Source organism: Vreelandella profundi (assembly GCF_019722725.1).
In the GTDB taxonomy this organism is placed as follows: domain Bacteria; phylum Pseudomonadota; class Gammaproteobacteria; order Pseudomonadales; family Halomonadaceae; genus Vreelandella; species Vreelandella profundi.
On record NZ_CP077941.1, the window covers coordinates 1,798,131 to 1,818,049 of the forward strand.

Annotated in this window: 18 protein-coding genes; 1 reads left to right on the top strand and 17 read right to left on the bottom strand. The window is 51.3% G+C overall.

What is annotated here, in order from left to right:
- Positions 1-55: 55 nt before the first annotated feature.
- The 16 genes from KUO20_RS08265 to KUO20_RS08340 all read right to left on the bottom strand — a co-directional run bounded on the left by KUO20_RS08265 (position 56) and on the right by KUO20_RS08340 (position 16,895).
- Positions 56-328, bottom strand: a complete 273-nt coding sequence (locus tag KUO20_RS08265; RefSeq protein WP_007114333.1) for an HU family DNA-binding protein — start codon at positions 326-328, stop codon at positions 56-58.
- A gap of 210 nt (positions 329-538) precedes the next feature.
- Positions 539-2,950, bottom strand: coding sequence for an endopeptidase La (lon, locus tag KUO20_RS08270; protein ID WP_235042374.1), 2,412 nt, complete (start codon positions 2,948-2,950; stop codon positions 539-541).
- A 214-nt stretch (positions 2,951-3,164) separates the two neighbouring features.
- A complete protein-coding gene (clpX, locus tag KUO20_RS08275) occupies positions 3,165-4,445 on the bottom strand; it encodes an ATP-dependent Clp protease ATP-binding subunit ClpX (RefSeq protein ID WP_235042375.1) in 1,281 nt (426 codons plus the stop codon).
- A 74-nt stretch (positions 4,446-4,519) separates the two neighbouring features.
- The gene (gene clpP / locus KUO20_RS08280; RefSeq protein ID WP_096279853.1) at positions 4,520-5,137 is read right to left on the bottom strand and encodes an ATP-dependent Clp endopeptidase proteolytic subunit ClpP; all 618 of its coding nucleotides are present in this window, start codon (positions 5,135-5,137) and stop codon (positions 4,520-4,522) included.
- A gap of 68 nt (positions 5,138-5,205) precedes the next feature.
- Positions 5,206-6,561 carry a trigger factor gene (gene tig, locus KUO20_RS08285; protein ID WP_235042376.1) on the bottom strand — a complete coding sequence of 452 codons (1,356 nt, stop codon included), beginning with the start codon at positions 6,559-6,561 and terminating at the stop codon, positions 5,206-5,208.
- A 258-nt stretch (positions 6,562-6,819) separates the two neighbouring features.
- A complete protein-coding gene (locus tag KUO20_RS08290; RefSeq protein WP_235042377.1) occupies positions 6,820-7,197 on the bottom strand; it encodes a hypothetical protein in 378 nt (125 codons plus the stop codon).
- A 3-nt stretch (positions 7,198-7,200) separates the two neighbouring features.
- Positions 7,201-7,665 (bottom strand): flavodoxin, encoded by a 465-nt coding sequence (locus KUO20_RS08295; RefSeq protein ID WP_235042378.1) that lies wholly within the window; start codon positions 7,663-7,665, stop codon positions 7,201-7,203.
- A gap of 212 nt (positions 7,666-7,877) precedes the next feature.
- Entirely contained in the window at positions 7,878-8,177 is a 300-nt protein-coding gene (locus tag KUO20_RS08300) for an integration host factor subunit alpha (RefSeq protein WP_235042379.1), read from the bottom strand.
- 87 nt (positions 8,178-8,264) lie between these two features.
- Entirely contained in the window at positions 8,265-10,646 is a 2,382-nt protein-coding gene (gene pheT / locus KUO20_RS08305) for a phenylalanine--tRNA ligase subunit beta (protein WP_235042380.1), read from the bottom strand.
- A 26-nt stretch (positions 10,647-10,672) separates the two neighbouring features.
- Positions 10,673-11,692 (bottom strand): phenylalanine--tRNA ligase subunit alpha, encoded by a 1,020-nt coding sequence (gene pheS / locus KUO20_RS08310; RefSeq protein WP_235042381.1) that lies wholly within the window; start codon positions 11,690-11,692, stop codon positions 10,673-10,675.
- Between the two features lie 159 nt (positions 11,693-11,851).
- The gene (gene rplT / locus KUO20_RS08315) at positions 11,852-12,205 is read right to left on the bottom strand and encodes a 50S ribosomal protein L20 (protein WP_078087679.1); all 354 of its coding nucleotides are present in this window, start codon (positions 12,203-12,205) and stop codon (positions 11,852-11,854) included.
- Between the two features lie 64 nt (positions 12,206-12,269).
- Positions 12,270-12,464: a 50S ribosomal protein L35 gene (gene rpmI / locus KUO20_RS08320; protein WP_039181842.1), complete on the bottom strand. Its 195-nt coding sequence runs from the start codon at positions 12,462-12,464 to the stop codon at positions 12,270-12,272.
- A gap of 82 nt (positions 12,465-12,546) precedes the next feature.
- Positions 12,547-13,038 carry a translation initiation factor IF-3 gene (gene infC / locus KUO20_RS08325; RefSeq protein ID WP_141393037.1) on the bottom strand — a complete coding sequence of 164 codons (492 nt, stop codon included), beginning with the start codon at positions 13,036-13,038 and terminating at the stop codon, positions 12,547-12,549.
- Between the two features lie 60 nt (positions 13,039-13,098).
- Positions 13,099-15,021, bottom strand: coding sequence for a threonine--tRNA ligase (gene thrS, locus KUO20_RS08330; protein WP_235042382.1), 1,923 nt, complete (start codon positions 15,019-15,021; stop codon positions 13,099-13,101).
- 220 nt (positions 15,022-15,241) lie between these two features.
- Positions 15,242-16,120: an OmpA family protein gene (locus KUO20_RS08335; protein WP_235042383.1), complete on the bottom strand. Its 879-nt coding sequence runs from the start codon at positions 16,118-16,120 to the stop codon at positions 15,242-15,244.
- Positions 16,121-16,427: 307 nt separating this feature from the next.
- A complete protein-coding gene (locus KUO20_RS08340) occupies positions 16,428-16,895 on the bottom strand; it encodes a DUF2489 domain-containing protein (RefSeq protein ID WP_235042384.1) in 468 nt (155 codons plus the stop codon).
- A 313-nt stretch (positions 16,896-17,208) separates the two neighbouring features.
- On the opposite strand from KUO20_RS08340, the gene KUO20_RS08345 reads away from it, so the two are divergent.
- Positions 17,209-17,427, top strand: a complete 219-nt coding sequence (locus tag KUO20_RS08345; protein ID WP_235042385.1) for a hypothetical protein — start codon at positions 17,209-17,211, stop codon at positions 17,425-17,427.
- 46 nt (positions 17,428-17,473) lie between these two features.
- Here the strand turns inward: KUO20_RS08345 and hrpB are convergent, their stop codons facing one another.
- Positions 17,474-19,915, bottom strand: coding sequence for an ATP-dependent helicase HrpB (gene hrpB / locus KUO20_RS08350; protein ID WP_235042386.1), 2,442 nt, complete (start codon positions 19,913-19,915; stop codon positions 17,474-17,476).
- Positions 19,916-19,919 lie beyond the last annotated feature (4 nt).

The window sequence follows — 19,919 nt, forward strand, 5'->3', positions numbered from 1 at the left end:
ACATGGGCGCATCGCCAGTGCGATGCGCCCATTGGTTACAACACACGCTGCCAAATTAGTTAACGGCGTCTTTCAGCGCTTTACCTGCTTTGAAGCTGGGCACTTTTGCAGCACTGATCTGGATCGGCTGACCGGTTTGTGGATTGCGACCAGTTCGAGCGGCTCGCTCTTTGATTGCGAAGGTACCAAAACCTACCAACGATACGCTTTCACCTTTCTTCAGGCTATCGGTGACAGACTCCACCATGGCATCCAATGCGCGGGTTGCCGCTGCTTTAGGAATATCTGCAGACGCGGCAATGGCTTCAATCAGCTCGGACTTATTCACTCTTCACCCCTTGACTATTTCAAAAAAAATGGCTCTGAACGGCATGGCACCGATGGGTATGACTATCAAAGCATAGCTGCGTTTTATAGCAATGCCTCGAAAGCTATGTCAAGCAACCCATGTCGAGCAACCATGCCTCGAAACACCCGCCACACAAGACGGCGGGCAAAATATTAAGTAAAATTAAAGCTCAAAAAGAGCCTCAACCGCTTAATGAGTACTGGCAACGACGTCACTGTTAAACGATGCTTCAGTATTTTTTAACTGTGCACCTTTTTCTACTTTATCAGCTAACGCTACGGCTAAAACATCATCGATCCAGCGTACAGGACGAATATCCAGTGCACCTTTGATATTATCCGGTACTTCCTTGAGATCACGGCGGTTTTCTTCAGGAATCAGCACTGTCTTTATACCACCGCGGCGGGCTGCCAGCAATTTCTCCTTCAACCCACCAATAGGCAGCACTTCACCGCGCAGATTAACCTCACCGGTCATAGCAACATCGCAGCGCACTGCGCGCTGGGTATAAGCGGAAACAATCGCCGTCACCATCGCAATGCCGGCACTGGGACCATCCTTCGGCGTGGCGCCTTCAGGCACGTGGATATGCAGATCCTCTTTCTCAAATCGATCGGGATCAATTCCATAGGCTTCGGCCCTAGCGCGAACCACCGTTTGGGCAGCGCTTACCGACTCTTTCATCACATCGCCAAGAGAGCCCGTTTTGTTGATGCGCCCTTTACCCGGCGTAACGACAGACTCAATATTGAGCAGCTCACCACCCACCGATGTCCACGCCAAGCCTGTAACTCGGCCAATTTGATCTTCCTGCTCAGCCAAGCCGTAGCTATAGCGACGCACGCCAGCATAGTGTTCAATCTGCTCGTCCGTTAAGCTCTGCCCCGCCTGACTAGCCTGCGGGTCATTTTCTTTTTCCAGCCGCTCGCGTAAAACTTTACGCGATACCTTGGCGATTTGTCGTTCAAGTTCGCGCACACCCGCTTCACGGGTGTAATAGCGGATAAGCTCTAGCAACGCGCTATCTTCCAACGTCAGTTCATCGCCTTTTAAACCGTTAGCTTCTAACTGCTTCGGCAATAAATAACGCTTAGCAATTGCTAGTTTTTCATCTTCGGTGTAACCGGGCAGACGAATAATTTCCATGCGATCAAGCAGCGCGCTGGGAATATTCATCGAGTTAGCCGTGCAGATAAACAGCGTCTCAGAGAGATCATAATCCAGCTCTAGATAATGATCGCTAAAGCTGTTGTTCTGCTCAGGGTCCAGCACTTCAAGCAGCGCAGAAGCAGGATCACCACGATGATCCATACCCAACTTATCAACTTCGTCTAATAAGAAAAGCGGGTTCTTAACACCAGCACGGCTCATTCGCTGCATCAATTTACCTGGCAACGAACCGATATAGGTCCGGCGGTGTCCGCGAATTTCTGACTCATCGCGTACGCCGCCCAGTGCCAAGCGCACATATTTGCGATTGGTGGCACGGGCAATCGATTGACCAAGCGAGGTTTTACCCACCCCAGGCGGGCCGACTAAGCACAGCACAGGCCCTTTCATCTTGCGCACGCGCTTCTGCACGGCAAGATATTCGAGAATGCGTGCTTTCACCTCTTCTAGACCGTAATGGTCCTCATCCAGCACCTGCTGAGCCTTTACCAAGTCATGCTTAACGCGGGTACGTTTTTTCCACGGCACCGCTACTAACCAATCCAGATAAGAGCGTACAACGGTAGCTTCTGCAGAATTAGAAGCCATCATTTTTAATTTATTAAGCTCTTGAGTGGCTTTGTCAGAGGCCTCTTTGGGCATGCCAGATTCTTTAATCGCCTGCTCGTACTTCTCAGCTTCATTAGGCACATTATCAAGATCACCCATCTCTTTTTGGATGGCCTTCATCTGCTCATTGAGATAGTACTCGCGCTGGGTCTTTTCCATCTGCTCTTTAACCCGAGAGCGGATGCGTTTCTCTACTTGAAGCAAATCAATTTCAGATTCGATCAGAGCCATCAAATGCTCTATGCGATCACGCACCCGATCCATCTCAAGTAGCTCTTGCTTATCACCAATTTTGAGCGATAAGTGCGCGCAGATGGTATCTACCAAGCGACTTGGATCTTCAATTCCTGAAAGCGAATTCAATACTTCATTGGGGACTTTCTTGGATAACTTAACGTACTGTTCAAACTGGTTCAGCAGCACCCTTACCAGCGCTTCTTGCTCACGAGAGGTCAACGGCTCGCTTTCCCGAGGCGTCAAATACGCCTGGGTATAGCCAGCAGCATTTTCTTCAACGTCCAAAACATCCGCGCGAAAACTACCTTCAATAAGTACTTTAACCGTTCCATCCGGCAGCTTAAGCAGCTGCATAATGTCAGCCACGGTACCCATGGCATAGAGATCGGCGTTATCTGGATCGTCCTGAGAAGCTTCTCGTTGAGCAACCAGCAATACACGCTTATCAGCCTCCATCGCCGCTTCGAGCGCCTGGATAGACTTTTCACGACCTACAAAAAGAGGTATTACCATTTGCGGATAGACAACGACATCACGCAATGGCAAAAGGGGTAAACACTGAGTCTGTTCGGCGTTCTGCTGCATCGCAGACGTTCCTCGGCAAATCGGATGAGTACTTAAGGAGTACTTGGAAAAGTACTGCACAGTCTTCACAACGCTTGCCTAATTAAGCATTAGCATTGAGCAGACTACGTAGTAACACTTCACAACAGCGCTTTCATAAAAACAAGGGGCCGCCTAGGCGACCCCCTGGATTAGCGCAAGCGGTTAAGCTGGGCCACGACACTCGACTAGAACACTAGCCATCCGTGCCGTCGACGCGGGCTTCTTCTTGCTGAGAGTAAATCAGCAGAGGCTCACTTTCACCCGCAATCACTGAGCCATCAATGACCACCTTGCTAACGCCTTCAAGCGATGGGATTTCATACATAGTGTCAAGCAGTACCGACTCTAAAATAGAGCGAAGCCCGCGTGCACCTGTCTTACGTTCCATGGCTTTTTCAGCAACCGCACGCAGGGCCTCATCTTTGAACTCAAGCGCTACGTCTTCCATTTCGAACAGCTTGGCGTATTGCTTGATCAGCGAGTTTTTCGGCTCGGTTAGGATCTGCACCAGCGCATCGTCAGTCAGTTCCATCAGCGTTGCGATAATCGGCAAGCGGCCTACAAACTCAGGAATCAGACCGAATTTCACCAGATCTTCTGGCTCAACATCGGCGAGCAGTTCGCCAACGCCGCGGGAAGACTCTTTGCTCTTAACCGCAGCGTTGAAACCGATACCGCCTTTTTCCGCACGGTCACGAATAACTTTGTCTAGGCCTGCAAATGCGCCGCCGACGATAAACAAAATATTACTCGTATTGACCTGCACAAACTCTTGCTGAGGATGCTTACGGCCACCTTGCGGAGGCACGGAAGCAGTAGTCCCCTCAATCAATTTGAGCAGCGCCTGCTGAACACCCTCACCCGACACATCACGCGTTATGGAAGGGTTGTCAGATTTACGTGAAATCTTGTCGATTTCATCGATATAAACGATGCCGCGCTCGGCTTTTTCGACATCGTAATCGCACTTCTGCAGCAGCTTCTGGATAATGTTTTCAACATCTTCACCGACATAGCCGGCTTCCGTTAGCGTTGTTGCATCAGCGATCGTAAACGGCACATTCAATAAGCGCGCCATGGTCTCAGCCAACAACGTTTTACCGCTACCGGTAGGCCCAATCAGCAAAATATTTGATTTGCCCAGTTCAACATCACCGTCGCGTCCATCTGTTTTCAGGCGTTTGTAGTGGTTATATACCGCTACGGATAGCACCATTTTGGCGCGATCCTGCCCAATGACGTAATCATCCAGAGTATGACGTATTTCGCGGGGCGTAGGTAAACGCTCCTCGTCGCTCTCGGCATCGGCTTCGAGAACTTCCTCGCGAATGATGTCATTACATAAGTCGACACACTCATCGCAGATATAGACGGACGGGCCCGCAATCAGCTTACGTACTTCATTTTGGTTTTTGCCACAAAACGAGCAGTAAAGGAGTTTGCCACCTTCGTCCTTGCCTTTGCCGTCGGCCATTCGTATACCTCTGTCACTGCGGCGGCTAACGCCGCCGAAAAAGCTCGTTAGAAAAGCAGAATCCTATCACGCTATCAGGATGTAGGCCGCTTATCCAGCACTGCATCAATCAAGCCATACTCTTTGGCTCTATTGGCGCTCATGAAATTATCGCGGTCTGTATCACGCGAAACGGTTTCAATATCTTGCCCGGTATGATGAGCAAGAATTTGATTCAGCTTCTCACGAATACCGAGAATCTCACGGGTATGAATTTCAATGTCAGACGCTTGGCCTTGGTAACCACCTAGCGGCTGATGAATCATCACGCGCGAGTTAGGCAGGCAATAACGCTTGCCTGCAGCGCCTGCGGTCAACAGCAGTGCGCCCATGCTAGCCGCCTGGCCAATGCAAACGGTGGACACATCGGGCTTAACAAACTGCATCGTGTCGTAAATAGACATGCCCGCAGTGACCGACCCACCTGGCGAGTTGATATACAGATGAATGTCTTTATCCGGATTTTCAGACTCTAGGAACAGCAGTTGCGCGACGACCAGGTTAGCCATGTAATCTTCTACAGGCCCTACCAGAAAAATGACACGCTCTTTCAACAAGCGTGAATAGATGTCGTAGGCTCTTTCCCCTTTGGCGCTCTGCTCAACCACCATGGGCACTAAACCGCCGGCATTTTGAATATCGAACTCACTCATTCAGGTGATTCCTTGCGTCCGGAAAGGGAAAGGCGCACCGAACTCAGGATGCGCCACGTTCCAGGGTGTTAGGCGCTTGCTTGCTCGCCGTCTTCTTCGGCACCCTCATCTTGCTCGGCCTGCTTTTGCGCAGCGGCAAGGGCTTGCTGATACGACATTTCAACGTCTTTCACGTTCGTTGATTCAAGTAGTTTCGCTACTGCTTTTTCTTCGAGAATGGCAGATTTCACCTGGGTTTTCAGCTGCTCGTTACCCATGTAATAGCTGACAACCTCATCAGGATCTTGGTACTGCTCAGCAAGCTCGGCCACTTTAGCTTTGATTGCATCATCGTCAGCATCAAGCTCATTCGCTTTAATCACTTCAGCCAGCAACAAGCCAACCTGAACGCGTCCTTTAGCCTGCTCTTCGAACAGCTCATTGGGCAGCTGGCTGACATCGAAATCTTCGCCTAAACCAAACTGCTGCGCAGCCTGACGCTTCATGCCGTCCGTTTCTTGCTGAACTAAGCCACTCGGCACGGGAATGTCATTGACGCTTTTAAGCGCATCAAGAACTTGCTGCTTAACGCGATTATCAACCGCCTGCGACGCTTCACGTGTCATATTTTTCTTGATTTCAGCGCGGAATTTTTCCTGGTCGCCGTCTTCAACGCCAAAACGTTCGATGAACTCAGCATCAACGTCAGGCAGTTTCTGACTGCTGACCTTGTGAACCGTCACTTTAAAGGACGCTTCTTTGCCGGCTAAGTGCTCTGCCTGATAATCCGCTGGGAAGGTAACGCTAAGCGTTTTCTCTTCTCCCGCTTTTGCACCAATCAACTGCTCTTCAAAACCGGGAATGAAGCTGTTTGAACCGATAACCAGGGAGTGGCCTTCGGCGCTGCCGCCTTCAAACGGCTCATCATCGATAAATCCCTGAAAATCAATAGTAACTTGATCTCCGTCAGCAGCAGCGGCATCAACTTCTTCCCAGCCTGCATTTTGCTTGCGCAGCGTATCGATCATTTCATCAACGTCGGCATCGCTAACTGAAACGACAGGACGCTCAATCTCAGTCCCTTCGATTGAAGCGAGCTCTATCTGCGGATAGATTTCCATCACCGCAACGAACTCTAAATCTTTACCGGCTTCGTTGACGGAAGGCTCAATTTTGGGGAATCCGGCTGGATTTAAGCCTTCATCAGTAATGGCACGTACATAGCGTTCGCGCATCACTTCATTAACTACTTCATTGCGCGCATCTTGGCCGTAACGCTGATTAACGACAGCCATTGGCACCCGACCCTGGCGAAAGCCGTTCAAACGAACATTCTTCGCTGTGTCTTTCAAGCGAGCACTAACAGCCTCGTCGATTTCGGCCGCCGGCACTTGAATAGTAATACGGCGTTCGATCTGGGAGGTCGTCTCGACAGAAACTTGCATGAATTGTCCTCTAACGGCTGGGCGTTGTGTTGATTGCATGTAATAAGTTCAAGGGGGTAATTTTAAGAACCCCGACGCATGGTCGCAAGCGCCATGCTCGCAACATGGGGGCAGTGATTTTAAAAAACAAGGCAATACGTGAGCAATTAGGTGCCTTAGAACGTATTTAAGGTCGTTATTAGCCCCATGTTACGTAATCTCTGCCATTCTACTGCTTTGTACCTCTTGCAGCGAATTTTTCAATCTTTACTTCCAAAACTATTCTGCCTGGCGTTCTTTTTTCCACCACAGGCTCAGCGTATGCATGAGTACGCCAAGGGTTGCGCCGTGGGAAATAAACACCTGCCAGCTGATCCAGTCGGTAAATAGCGCATGCCAGCACCCCATAGCGATCATACCTAACAGCATCATCACAATAAGGCGTTTGAGCAATGCCGGTAGTTTTTGGCGCGCAGTGGATGACAGCATTCGCCACTGAACGATAGCCGCAGCGGCCACCAAGGCAAAAGCAGCTACGATCAAAATCTGGCGCGTTTCGTGACCACCGGCCAGATAGCGCGGCAGCGCTGCAAGCATCAGCACACATAAGCCGAGCGCTACGCTGATACGTTCAGGTGAGGTAGGAGCTCGCTGCATTACTTAATCTACCTTCAGCTGCTGGGCAACAATCCACTCTTCAACCCAGGGAATGGCAGCATCATCGGCCATAAACGTTTCCATCGCATCGATGTCTAGGCGCTCACCTAACCGAGTAGCGCCATGATCTTCAAGCAGCATATCTAATGCCCTGCCTGCGCCACAAAATGTATCGCCATAGGAGCTATCGCCCAGGGCAATTAAACCGTAGCGCAACGATGAGAGCGATGGGCTTTGATCGCGCAGATGACGTACAAAAGGCACAAAATTACCGGGAAAATCGCCGCTGCCCGTTGTTGATACACAAAATAGCGTCAAATCAGCGTCATTTTCGGTAATGTCGACCAAGGCTGGCTGCTCAGAAATAGTCACCGTGTAACCGGCCTGCTCAAAAAGAGGCTTTACCTGCTCTGCAACATCTAACGCGCCGCCATACATTGTACCCACTAAAATGTTCAGCTTCGGCATCGTCACTCCCCTATCAAAAGTACCCGCCATCAAGTCGGCAAATACCCGATGAATTTGCTCAAATATTAACATGGCTGAATAAAATGACATACGTCTCAGCGCGGTCGGCGAATACGACGCAAAAAAAAGAGCGCCTCAAGAAGCGCTCATTTCTGTACTTTAAAAGCGTTTATTTAACGTCACTACTTAACGCAAGCTATTCTATGGGAAGATCACTCGCCACCTAAGTAGTGCTCTACCTGCTGTTTGAGCTTTTGGCCTGGCCTAAAGGTCACCACACGCCGGGCAGAAATTGGAATTTCTTCACCCGTTTTAGGGTTTCGCCCAGGACGCTCTCGCTTATCACGCAAATCAAAGTTACCGAAACCCGACAACTTTACCTGCTCGTTCTCACGCAGGCAGGCTCGAATCTCTTCAAAAAAAGCTTCGACCATGGCCTTTGCTTCTCGCTTAGACAGGTCTAGCTCTGCATGCAAATGTTCAGCCAGCTCTGCTTTGGTCAACGCACCCATAGGGCTTCTCCTTTTCATTGAGGCAAACACAGCAGCAAACGCATTGCCAAGAACGTGATAAGCGGCGTAGCGTAATCTTAGCTGTTATCAGCCGCGCAGCTCAGCATCAAGTTTGACACGCACTTGTGTCACGATTGAATCGACCAACTGATTGATTTCTTCATCGTTTAGCGTGCGCGATGGATGCTGCCAGGTCAAGCCCAACGCAATACTCTTGCACCCATCCGCAACGCCTTTGCCTGAATAAACATCAAATAGTTTGATATTTTGCAAGTAATCACCGGCATTCTGCTTCGCACAGTCAAGCAGCGCCTGAACGGGCGTTGCATCGCTAAGTATAAACGCGAGATCTCGGCGCACCTCAGGAAAACGCGATAACGGTTCGAACGCTGCAATCTGGCCCTGGCTTAGCGCATCTAGCCGCACTTCAAACAGCACCGCATCCATCTTCAAGCCCAGCGTTGCACGAACCTGCGGGTGCAACGTCCCAATCCAGCCTGCCGACTTGCCATTATGCAATAGCTGAGCACTTTGCCCTGGATGAAGCGCCGGATGCTCTGAAGGCTCAAAACGCCAGGCGTCTGACTCCCCGCCCAGTGCCAGCAAGCTCTCCAAATCACCTTTCAAATCGTAAAAATCAACGCGCTCTTTAGCACCACCCCAACCTTCTGCTTCCCGCGTTCCGCAGACTAATGCACCTAGCATCGGCACTTGCGACAATGCGTCCAACTCACCGTTGAATACTAGCCCGGTTTCAAAAAGACGCACGCGCGATTGCTGGCGATTGAGGTTGTATTCCATGGCACGTACTAAGCCCGGGAACAGGCTCGCGCGCATTACCGACAAATCAGCCGAGATAGGATTAGCGAGCACGGGCGAAACGGCGTCAGGCAAAATAGCGGCCTGCAGCTCTGGTGCAACAAAACTATAGGTGATCGCCTCTTGGAAACCGCGGGCAACCATCTGGCGACGTAGCTGTGATGTAGTGAGCGTTGCTTCGTCAGCAGATCGCAGGGCTAAGCGTGCCGCTGGACGACGCACCGGCAGATTGTTATAGCCGTGAATACGCGCAATCTCTTCAATGAGGTCTTCTTCAATAGCAACATCAAAGCGCCAGCTGGGCGCAACCACGTTCCAATCACCCTCCTCCAGGCTGACACTTAGTCCCAAGCGCTGCAAGATATCGGTCACGTCGTTGCTATCAAGCGACTTGGAAAGCGCCATCTCTAAACGAGCGCTGCGCAGTACTATCGAGCGCTGCTCAGGCATATTGCCAGCACTTTGCACGTCAATTACCGGCCCGGCCTGGCCGCCACAGATATCAATCAGCAGCTGAGTTGCTCGCTCAACGGCGAGTGACGTTAACTGCGGGTCGACGCCGCGCTCAAAGCGATGCGAGGCGTCGGTGTGCAGCCCGTAAGAACGCGCTTGACCAGCAATGGCAAGCGGTGTAAAGAAAGCAGACTCAAGGAAAATAGTATGCGTATTTTCATTAACGCCGGAATTTTCGCCGCCCATCACCCCTGCCATCGCTAACGGGCCAGAATGATCAGCAATCACTAGCGTCTCAGGGCGCAGCGCCACGTCACTGCCATCAAGCAGCGTTAAACGCTCGTCAGGCTTGGCCATACGCACAACGATAGCGCCTTGAAGATTGTCACGATCAAAGGCGTGCAGCGGCTGCCCCAACTCAAGCATCACGTAGTTAGTGATGTCGACCACGGAGTCTATGGATCTCACGCCGCTACGACGTAAACGCTCGACCATCCAGAGCGGCGTTTCAGCCTGCACATTGACGCCTTTAATAACGCGGCCAATATAGCGCGGGCACTGCTCTGGCGCCTCGACACTGACAGCAAAGCTATCGTCAATATCGGCAGCTACAGGCGTGATTTCAGGGCCATTGACCGCCAAACGATTGAGCACCCCAACTTCGCGCGCCAGCCCCTTAATACTTAAGCAGTCACCACGATTGGGCGTCAGATCAACCTCAATCGTCATATCATTGAGGTGCAGATACTCTCTAAAATCGGCCCCCACAGGCGCTGATGCCGACAGCACCAGAATGCCGGGTGACGTTTCTTCTTCAAGCCCCAGCTCGGATGCTGAGCAAATCATGCCACGCGACTCAACGCCGCGCAGCTTAGCTTTTTTGATCTTAAAGTCGCCCGGCAGCACACCGCCCACCTGTGCAAAGGCAATTTTCTGACCTACATCGACATTGGCAGCACCACAAACGACCTGAACAGGATCCTGGGAGCCGTCGTCAACGGTGCACACATTAAGCTTATCAGCATCGGGGTGTTTCTCTTTACTCAACACCTTTGCCACCACCACACCACTAAAGGCAGCGGCCACGGCTTCAATAGCATCAACTTCCAAGCCGGCCATGGTGATTTGATCAGCGATTGTCTGCGTATCAAGCTGCGGCGAGACCCACTCACGCAGCCACTGTTCTGAAAATTTCATGGTTTTTCCTGTATTCGGCAGCGGCTTTAAGCGAATTGGCGTAGAAAACGCAGATCGTTTTCAAAAAACAGGCGTAAGTCATTAACGCCATAGCGCAGCATCGCTAAACGCTCTGCCCCCATTCCGAAAGCAAAGCCGGTGTAGCGTTCAGCGTCGATACCAGCGTGACGGAAAACCTCAGGATGCACCATGCCGCACCCCATCACTTCTAACCAGCCGCTATGAGAACAAACGCGACAGCCCGACCCACTACACATCACGCACTGAATATCCACTTCGGCAGAAGGCTCAGTGAATGGAAAGTACGAAGGACGGAAACGTACAGAAAGATCATCGCGCTCAAAAAATGCTTGTAGAAAGTCTTCGATCGTCCCTTTAAGATCCGCAAAGCTAACCCCTTCATCGACCAATAAGCCTTCCACCTGGTGGAACATCGGTGTGTGGGTCAAGTCTGAATCGCTGCGATAAACACGGCCTGGGCAAACGATACGAATGGGCGGCTCGCGATCTTTCATCGTACGCACTTGCACTGGCGAGGTGTGAGTGCGCAGTAAGCGCGTAGCATCAAAATAAAAGGTGTCGGCCATACCACGAGCAGGATGGTGCGCCGGAATATTTAGCGCTTCGAAATTGTGATAATCATCTTCAATTTCAGGCCCAATCGCCACATCGTAGCCGATGCGTGTAAACAGCCCTTCGATACGCTCAAGCGTGTGGGTAACCGGATGCAAACCGCCCTGGGACTGATTGCGCCCTGGCAACGTGACATCGATGCTCTCTGCAGCCAAACGCGCATTTAACGCAGCGCTATCAAGCTGCTGGCGCTTAGCATCAATTTCGCTGGCCAGCGTTTGCTTAGCCTGGTTAATACGCTCACCCGCAGCAGGTCGCTCTTCTGCTGACAGCTTTCCCAGCCCTTTCAGCAAGGCAGTCACCTCACCTTTCTTACCTAAGTAGCTTACTCGTAACTCGTCTAGTGCGGCGACACTCTGCGCGGCCTGAATGGCGTCGCGAGCCTCAGATACCAGAGTAGGAAGGTGATCCATCCGTTTCACTCCGAATTAAGCGATGTCCATCCCTGAAGATGGCGTAGCACGTTGAAGGTGGCAAAAAAACAGGGGAAGAGCGGCTGCTCTTCCCCTGGATGGGTCACTCTAAAATGACCTCAGGTACTTTACACGGGCAAGCGCCCAGTGCAATTTACCTTATTGGGCAGCCTTGGCTTTTTCCACGATGGCAGCAAATGCAGCCTTCTCGTGTACTGCCAAATCGGCCAATACTTTACGGTCGATTTCGATCCCAGCTTTCTTAAGGCCACCAACAAAGCGGCTATAAGACATACCGTTGATGCGAGCACCGGCGTTAATACGCTGGATCCACAGTGCACGGAACTGGCGCTTACGGTTACGACGATCACGGTAAGCATACTGACCAGCTTTGATAACGGCTTGCTTGGCAACGCGGAATACACGCGAACGCGCACCGTAATAACCTTTAGCAAGTTTCAGTACTTTTTTATGGCGACGACGCGCTACTACGCCACGTTTAACTCGAGTCATAACACACTCCTGACTTTAAGGCTGAGGCAAAAAAATTGTGCACTCAGAAAAACGAAAACCCGAATTATAAATTCGGCAGCATACGCTGGATAAGCGCTTTATCGGACGCGTGAACCTGCTTCATACCGCGCAGTTGACGCTTACGCTTAGTCGATTTCTTGGTCAAGATGTGGCTACGAAAAGACTGCTTGTGCTTAAAGCCATTAGCGGTCTTTTTAAAGCGCTTAGCAGCGCCGCTGTTGCTTTTGATTTTCGGCATGAGGAATACTCCGCTCGATATTTTTTAGAAAATCCAGGGCCGACCACCGTATTACCGGTAGCCCGTTGGCATCGCCGTTGGATCACTTCTTTTTCGGGGCAATAATCATAATCATCTGGCGGCCTTCCATTTTCGGGAAAGACTCTACCAAGCCGATCTCTTCCAGATCAGCCGCAATCCTTTCCATCAGCTTACGGCCGATATCTTGGTGCGCCATTTCACGACCACGGAAGCGCAATGTGACTTTGCCCTTATCACCACCTTCAAGAAAGCGCGTCAGGTTTTTCAGCTTAACCTGATAATCGCCCTCATCGGTGCCAGGACGGAATTTAACTTCCTTAACCTGGATTTGCTTTTGCTTCTTCTTTTGAGCCGCTTTCTGCTTCTTGCTCTCAAAAACAAACTTACCGTAATCCATTATCTTACAGACAATGGGATCGGCATTTGAAATTTGCACGAGATCTAAGCTTTCAGATTCAGCACGCTCTAACGCTTCGGTGGTAGGCACTACGCCTAACTGCTCACCGTCGCTACCGATAAGACGTACTTCTTCTTCGACAATTCGCTCGTTCATTGGTGGGCGTTTATCTGCTGGACGCCCTCTCTGGTTGCTTCGCTTGATCGCTCCGTCTCCTTAGGCAATTGACGATGTCGCCAGGGCTGCTCTCTCGGCGGTGTGGCGTTCAATAAATTCATCGACCGTCATAGTACCGAGGTTTTCGCCGCTGCGAGTTCGCACGGCCACTGAGTCAGCTTCGACTTCCTTATCTCCCACCACAAGGAGATAGGGAACTTTCTGTAACGTATGCTCACGGATTTTAAAGCCGATCTTCTCGTTCCTCAAGTCCGCTTTAACGCGTAAGCCACTTTTTTGCAGTCGTTTCTCCAATTCAAGCGCATATTCGCGCTGCGAATCGGTAATGATCATAACCACCGCTTGCTGTGGGGCAAGCCATAATGGCATAGCGCCAGCATAATGCTCAATTAGAATCCCCAAGAAACGCTCGAAGGAGCCTAAAATCGCGCGGTGGAGCATCACAGGGGTTTTTCGTGCGCCGTCTTCATCAACGTACTGAGCCCCTAAACGCCCTGGCAAGTTAAAGTCGAGCTGTAGGGTACCACATTGCCACACACGATTCAGACAATCGCGCAATGCAAATTCAATTTTTGGGCCATAAAATGCCCCTTCACCCGGCTGAAGATCCCACTCAAGCCCCGTTGCGTTCAATGCAGCTTCAAGCCCTTGCTCTGCCTGATCCCACATTTCAGCCTCTCCCAGGAAATCCTCTGGGCGAGTTGAAAGCTTTAACTCTACGTCGTCAAAGCCAAGCGTTTTGTACACTTGCAGCGTCAGCGCTATAAAATCTTCCGCTTCCGCTTGAATCTGCCCCTCAGTACAAAAGATATGCGCATCGTCCTGAGTAAAACCACGCACGCGCATCAGGCCATGCAGCGAACCAGAAGGCTCATTACGATGGCAGCTGCCAAATTCAGCTAGGCGCAGCGGCAGGTCACGGTAACTCTTCAAGCCTTGATTAAACACCTGCACGTGGCAAGGACAGTTCATAGGCTTAACAGCGTATTCGCGCTTTTCAGACTCCGTGGTAAACATCAGCTCACTGTAGTGTCCCCAGTGGCCTGATTTTTTCCATAGCGATAAATCGACTACCTGCGGCGTTTTAATTTCTTGATAGCCATGCTCGCGCTGAACATTGCGCATGTACTCTTCCAATGCCTGGTACATAGTCCAGCCATTAGGGTGCCAAAACACCATGCCCGGCGCTTCTTCCTGAATATGGAACAAGTCCATTTTACGGGCAAGCTTGCGGTGGTCACGCTTTTCAGCTTCTTCCAAACGCTTGAGATAAGCCTTTAGCTGCTTTTTATCGCCCCAAGCCGTGCCATAGATGCGGGTCAGCATGGTATTAGAGGCATCGCCACGCCAATAGGCCCCCGCTAGCTTAGTAAGCTTAAAGGCCTTTAAATGGCGAGTATTCGGCACGTGCGGGCCGCGGCACATGTCGGTATATTCTTCATGATGATAAAGGCGGATGGAGGCGCCATCAGGAATACCGCTAATAATATCCTGCTTATAGGGCTCATCACGCTGCACAAATGCCTGCATAGCCTGATCGCGATCTACGTATTCGCGCACCACATCGTACTCGCGCTCAATCAGAGACTGCATTCGCGCTTCGATCGCTTCTAGATCATCTGGCGTGATAGATTGGCCAAACTCAATATCATAATAAAAGCCGTCATCGATGACCGGCCCAATGGCCATTTTGGCAGCAGGATACATCTGCTTAACCGCATGACCAATTAAATGGGCACAGGAGTGACGAATAATTTCTACGCCTTCATCATCCCGAGCAGTAATAATTGATACGCGGGCATCTTGCTCAATCAGATCAGCTGCATCGACCAGCACACCATCAATCTTTCCAGCAATGCAGGCCTTAGCCAAACCAGGGCCAATGGATTCTGCAAGCTGCATAATGGTTAGCGGCGCTTCAAACGTTTTTTGACTGCCATCAGGCAGAGTCACAATAGGCATTCAGATTCCTTGAGCGCAGTGGTGATCCATACCAAGGATCACATATCGCTATCAATGGTCTTGGGAGGCAAAGAGCTTAACAACATAAACAGCGGCAAGCCTAACAGACTTAGCGCTGCCTCAAAATAAAAACGGGAGGCCAAGGCCTCCCGCTTCTGTACCAAACTCTTGCTGACTAATCGCTATCTGCGCTTAGCACAACCAGCAAAAATAGGTGTGATTACTTCCACTCGTCCAATTCTACACGACGGTTCTCGAAGCGACCTTCTTCAGTTTCGTTAGAAGCAACTGGCTGCTCTTCACCGAAACCTACAGACTGCATGCGGTTAGAAGCTACACCGCGGCTAGCTAGGTAGCGCGCAACAGACTCGGCACGCTCTTGTGACAAGTTTTTGTTGTACGCATCAGGACCACGTGAATCAGTGTGACCTTCGATGCTTACACGTACGTCGGTGTTATTTACTAGACGCTCAGCAACACCGTTAAGTACGTTACGTGCATTAGAAGTCAAATCTGCAGAGTCAAATTCAAAGTTAACGTCACGCAGTACAACGCTGTCCGGGCAACCCAGGGCATTAACTTCTACGCCTGCAGGGGTGTTCGGGCACTGGTCACGATAGTCAGGCACACCGTCGTTGTCGGAATCAAGCGGGCAACCGCTAGCGTTAACTTCTACGCCAGCAGGTGTGCCTGGGCACTGATCACGGAAATCAGGCACACCATCACCATCAGAATCTAGCGGGCAGCCCTGTGCGTCAACTGCAACGCCAGCAGGCACTTCACCGAAGCTAGGGCACTGAGGAGCGACAGGCTCAGGCGTACGATCAGCACACAGCAGACCACCAATAGCACCACCAACAACAGCGCCGGTAGCGGCACCACTTTCTTCGTCAGAATCACTGCTAACTGCATAGCCAATGCTGCCAGCGATAACACTGCCTGCCAAACCGCAAACAAACGGATGGTTGTACCAGCTGCTGTCACTGCTAGCATTACTAGCGCTTGATTGGCCGGAAGACTGAGAGGCCGAGCTGGCACAGCCAGATAGACCTACTACCAGTGCGGAACCGATTAGCAAGCCAGTCGTTGATTTTTTCATGCAAGACTCCTTCTTGATCCAATGCTGAAATGGTCATAAGTGACCAAATCTATCCAATGCTTCTTATTTGCGAGAGCATCCATTTTTCGCCTGTTTCGCATTACTAAGTACAGCGCACTCAATCATAACGAAACGGTGTGCCTATCATTAACGCTTAAGCGCAAGAAGGCAACAATGCCAAGATATCAACTTCTTGCCAATACCGACATCATTCAGCATAGCAAAAATGCCACAATGGGCACTAAAAAATTTGCGATGCCTTTTGGCGGCTCAATACCGCACAAAACTGATATTTCTTAATATAATCTCAATGCAATGCATCTGCACCTTTGGCCCGCCATTCTAATACAGCTTTAGCCGCCTCCACTACCGCTTCTCGCATATCATCTTCTGCTGCTAATCTTTCTTTATCTTCTTGCATACGTTCACGGGCTGTCAGCTGCTGACGAGCCGAGTGAGTTTTCAAATGTCTCGTACGATTAAAGTGCTCACTAAATGCTTGAAATTCTGGCCTTTCAGCCAAGCTAGGATCAATGATCTCTAGCAGCACCTTACAACGCCAAGCCCCCTCGGTTATATCGACCTGCTGCTGCACTAACGCACTCGCCACATAGTCGAGATTTTCCAAACTGTTCTGCAGCGCACGACTGTCTTCATCGCGTCGATACGCTTCTCTGCGAGCAACCTCTTTACGCAAGCGCCATGCATACAGGCACAGACCGATAACGGCAGCCATCGCCACCACTAATAAAATTAACGCCCCCGTTGAGCTCATAAAACTCCTCATTAAGCGTGTAAATTGCTAGACGAAAATTGTACACCCTTATACCCCTAATAAGCTAATGGCGTATAGTGATGCATATTAACGACACCACCAGCCTCTTTGACAAGCACCCACCAAACTTACAAAAACCCCATCACAACGACAGAATGTTCTGGTCGACATCATCTCAGTAAACAAAGCGAATAATCTGCAGCTCAGGGAAGATATCTATGCATTTACATGCAGACAGATGCAAATCTATAGTTTTAGATGTGTAATAATCAACGCTAACTTATACGAATCGCACCACCCGATGGAGTGCCTCATGATTAAGCGTCGCCCTACGTTGCGCATCAAAAGCGGCTTAGCTCTTGCACCGCTTTTACTATTGGCCGGCTGCACTACTTACACTTGGCCAGATGGCTCGAAGGAAACCGTCATTGGCGTGGTGCCCGATGATGAAAATCAACGCTATGAAGAACAACAAGCTGATGGGGTACGATATCGCATTCCCGATGAAATCCCGGATACCCGCAGTGAATAAAGATGCAGTGAATAAAAATAGTTTGGCTAGCATAAACGAGGTCAGCTCACGGCTGACCTCGCTTCTTAGTATACGACGTCGCAAGCGCCGTTAGCGGGTCTTCCGGCCATGGGTGCTTGGGATATCGGCCGCGCATTTCCTTGCGCACGCCTGGATAACCATTTTGCCAGAAGCTGACTAAATCCTGGGTGACTTGCAGTGGCCTGCGCGCAGGCGAAAGCAAATGAATCATCACTGCAACGGCTCCATTCGCCACCGTCGGCGTTTTCCGCCAACCAAACGCTTCTTGTAACTTTAAAGCGAGCACTGGCGGGCGCTGTGTAAGGCAAGGCAAATAATCCAAACCAATCTGCTTACCACTGGGCACATCGAGCGCTAACGGCGCTAGCTGGTCAAACTCGCGCTGCTGTTCCCACGTCAATGTATTAAGCAAATAGCTCCCTAGCGGCAATTTCTCAATTTGACTCAGCCGATTGACGCCGCTTAAGTAGGGAGCCAACCATCGTTCTAGCGATGCTAATAACGCCTCCTCCGACCAATCCGGCCACGGCGCTCCAACACTGTCATTCAACAGTGCCATCCTGCCTCGCAGCGACTGGAGCTGATCGCCTAGCAACCACCCTGGCTGCTGTCGAAGCGCGCTCAGCAGCGCCTGCTTCACGGCCTCTTCGGGCAAGTGGGCTAGAGGCCGCCGAGCAATTACAAGGCTGCCGTGCGCCTGTACTTCTTCACCAACCAAGCGGCCCTGGTCCTGCGACCATGCAACCCGTGACTGCCACCGGCTAACGTCAGGATATAGGGAGCACAGTGACGCTAGCGTTAACGACTCGCCTGTGACTATTCGCACCTGGCCATTTGCCGCGCTATTGATCGCGACCGCCACTATATATGTCTGATGTGCCAGGGAATTACTTAACGACAGCGTGGCCGTTTTTCCATTGGCGAGCCGAAATTGGCCAGGGCTTATTTGCTGGCCAATACGCTCAGGATAGGCCAGCGCTAAAAGAGGGCCTATGGGCTCTAGCACCGCGCCGCTCATCCGCACGCCTGCTTTTTTAGCCAGCCTTAGCGCCTCACGCTGCCAGCTTGGAAAATGCTTAGGCTGGCGAAGCCGCTGTGCTAATTCGTCAGCCAGAGAACCCTGCGCGTCGCGCCCTTCCAGCAGCGCTGCCAGGCCACAGGCCAGCGGCAGCGCTGTTAAATCACCGGCACGCTCTAGCATTGCGGCTATCCGGGGTGCTACCGGCCACTTGGCACAGCGAGCACCTAGCGAGGTTAACTTGTGGTGTCGATCTAATACGCCTAGCCGTATCAGCAGCGCCTGACCGCTAGACCAAGCGCCTTTTGGCGGCGGTGTGACCCACAGCAAATCGTCTGGCGACGAAACTCCCCAACAGGCCAGTTCAAGCACAACGGCGGAAAGATCCGCTTGCTGAATTTCCGGCTCGCCATAAGGGGTCAGCGTCTGCTCTTGCGCCCAAAGCCGAAAACATATCCCCTCACGCTGGCGCCCTGCCCGCCCCCTGCGCTGATCAGCGCTCGCTCGGTTAATGCGCCGCGTCGTTAGTCGGGTTAACCCGCTTCGCGGATGAAAAAGGGGCACCCGCTCTAGGCCACCATCAATGACTACGTTCATTCCATCAACGGTAATGCTCGATTCAGTAATGGCAGTAGAAACAATAATGCGTTGCTGCGAAGCATTGGGTGCTAAAACCGCCTGCTGCTCAGCAATACTCATCCTTCCGTGCAGCGGCCGTACCATCATATGAGGCATAGCGATGCTCAGGGCGGCAACGACACGATTGATCTCTGCAACCCCGGGTAAAATCACCAGCACATCTTGCGTGCCTGGCATTGAAAGCGCTTCGTTGACCACGCGCAGCGCATGGCTGGCATCACTTTCACCGCTTAGACCAGGACGATAAGCGGTTGCTACGGGATACTGACGCCCTTGGCACTCAATAACAGGAACCTGATCGCCCAGCACTCGTTTGAGAGCGTCAACATCTAGCGTTGCCGACATCACCAGCAGACGCAAATCGTCACGAATGCTGGCTTGAACATCTAATGCCAGCGCCAGCCCGACATCGGCATCGACGCTGCGCTCATGAAATTCATCAAAGATGATACCGGCAACGCCTTCTAACAGCGGATCATCTTGCAGCATCCGCGTGAGCACGCCCTGAGTCACTACCTCTAAACGCGTTTGCGCACTGACGCAGCTGTCACCACGCATGCGATAGCCTACCGTTTTCCCAACCGGCTCACCCAGCTGCTGAGACATAAAGCTCGCGGCTAAACGAGCGGCAACGCGGCGCGGCTCTAGCAAAAGCAGCTTCTGACCTTTCGCCCACTCTGCCGTTAGCAGCGTTAATGGAACACGCGTGGTTTTGCCCGCTCCCGGCTGAGCAATCAGCATGAGCCGATTGCTGGAGGCTAGAACGGTTTTAATAGCATCAAGATGCTGATCAATGGGTAAGACGCTCATTGCA

Coding starts and splice junctions, on each gene's coding strand:
- lon (WP_235042374.1), bottom strand. CDS start 2,950: ATGCAGCAGAACGCCGAACAGACTCAGTGTTTACCCCTTTTGCCATTG.
- clpX (WP_235042375.1), bottom strand. CDS start 4,445: ATGGCCGACGGCAAAGGCAAGGACGAAGGTGGCAAACTCCTTTACTGC.
- clpP (WP_096279853.1), bottom strand. CDS start 5,137: ATGAGTGAGTTCGATATTCAAAATGCCGGCGGTTTAGTGCCCATGGTG.
- tig (WP_235042376.1), bottom strand. CDS start 6,561: ATGCAAGTTTCTGTCGAGACGACCTCCCAGATCGAACGCCGTATTACT.
- KUO20_RS08290 (WP_235042377.1), bottom strand. CDS start 7,197: ATGCAGCGAGCTCCTACCTCACCTGAACGTATCAGCGTAGCGCTCGGC.
- KUO20_RS08295 (WP_235042378.1), bottom strand. CDS start 7,665: ATGCCGAAGCTGAACATTTTAGTGGGTACAATGTATGGCGGCGCGTTA.
- KUO20_RS08300 (WP_235042379.1), bottom strand. CDS start 8,177: ATGGGTGCGTTGACCAAAGCAGAGCTGGCTGAACATTTGCATGCAGAG.
- pheT (WP_235042380.1), bottom strand. CDS start 10,646: ATGAAATTTTCAGAACAGTGGCTGCGTGAGTGGGTCTCGCCGCAGCTT.
- pheS (WP_235042381.1), bottom strand. CDS start 11,692: ATGGATCACCTTCCTACTCTGGTATCTGAGGCTCGCGACGCCATTCAG.
- rplT (WP_078087679.1), bottom strand. CDS start 12,205: ATGACTCGAGTTAAACGTGGCGTAGTAGCGCGTCGTCGCCATAAAAAA.
- rpmI (WP_039181842.1), bottom strand. CDS start 12,464: ATGCCGAAAATCAAAAGCAACAGCGGCGCTGCTAAGCGCTTTAAAAAG.
- infC (WP_141393037.1), bottom strand. CDS start 13,038: ATGAACGAGCGAATTGTCGAAGAAGAAGTACGTCTTATCGGTAGCGAC.
- thrS (WP_235042382.1), bottom strand. CDS start 15,021: ATGCCTATTGTGACTCTGCCTGATGGCAGTCAAAAAACGTTTGAAGCG.
- KUO20_RS08335 (WP_235042383.1), bottom strand. CDS start 16,120: ATGAAAAAATCAACGACTGGCTTGCTAATCGGTTCCGCACTGGTAGTA.
- KUO20_RS08340 (WP_235042384.1), bottom strand. CDS start 16,895: ATGAGCTCAACGGGGGCGTTAATTTTATTAGTGGTGGCGATGGCTGCC.
- KUO20_RS08345 (WP_235042385.1), top strand. CDS start 17,209: ATGATTAAGCGTCGCCCTACGTTGCGCATCAAAAGCGGCTTAGCTCTT.
- hrpB (WP_235042386.1), bottom strand. CDS start 19,915: ATGAGCGTCTTACCCATTGATCAGCATCTTGATGCTATTAAAACCGTT.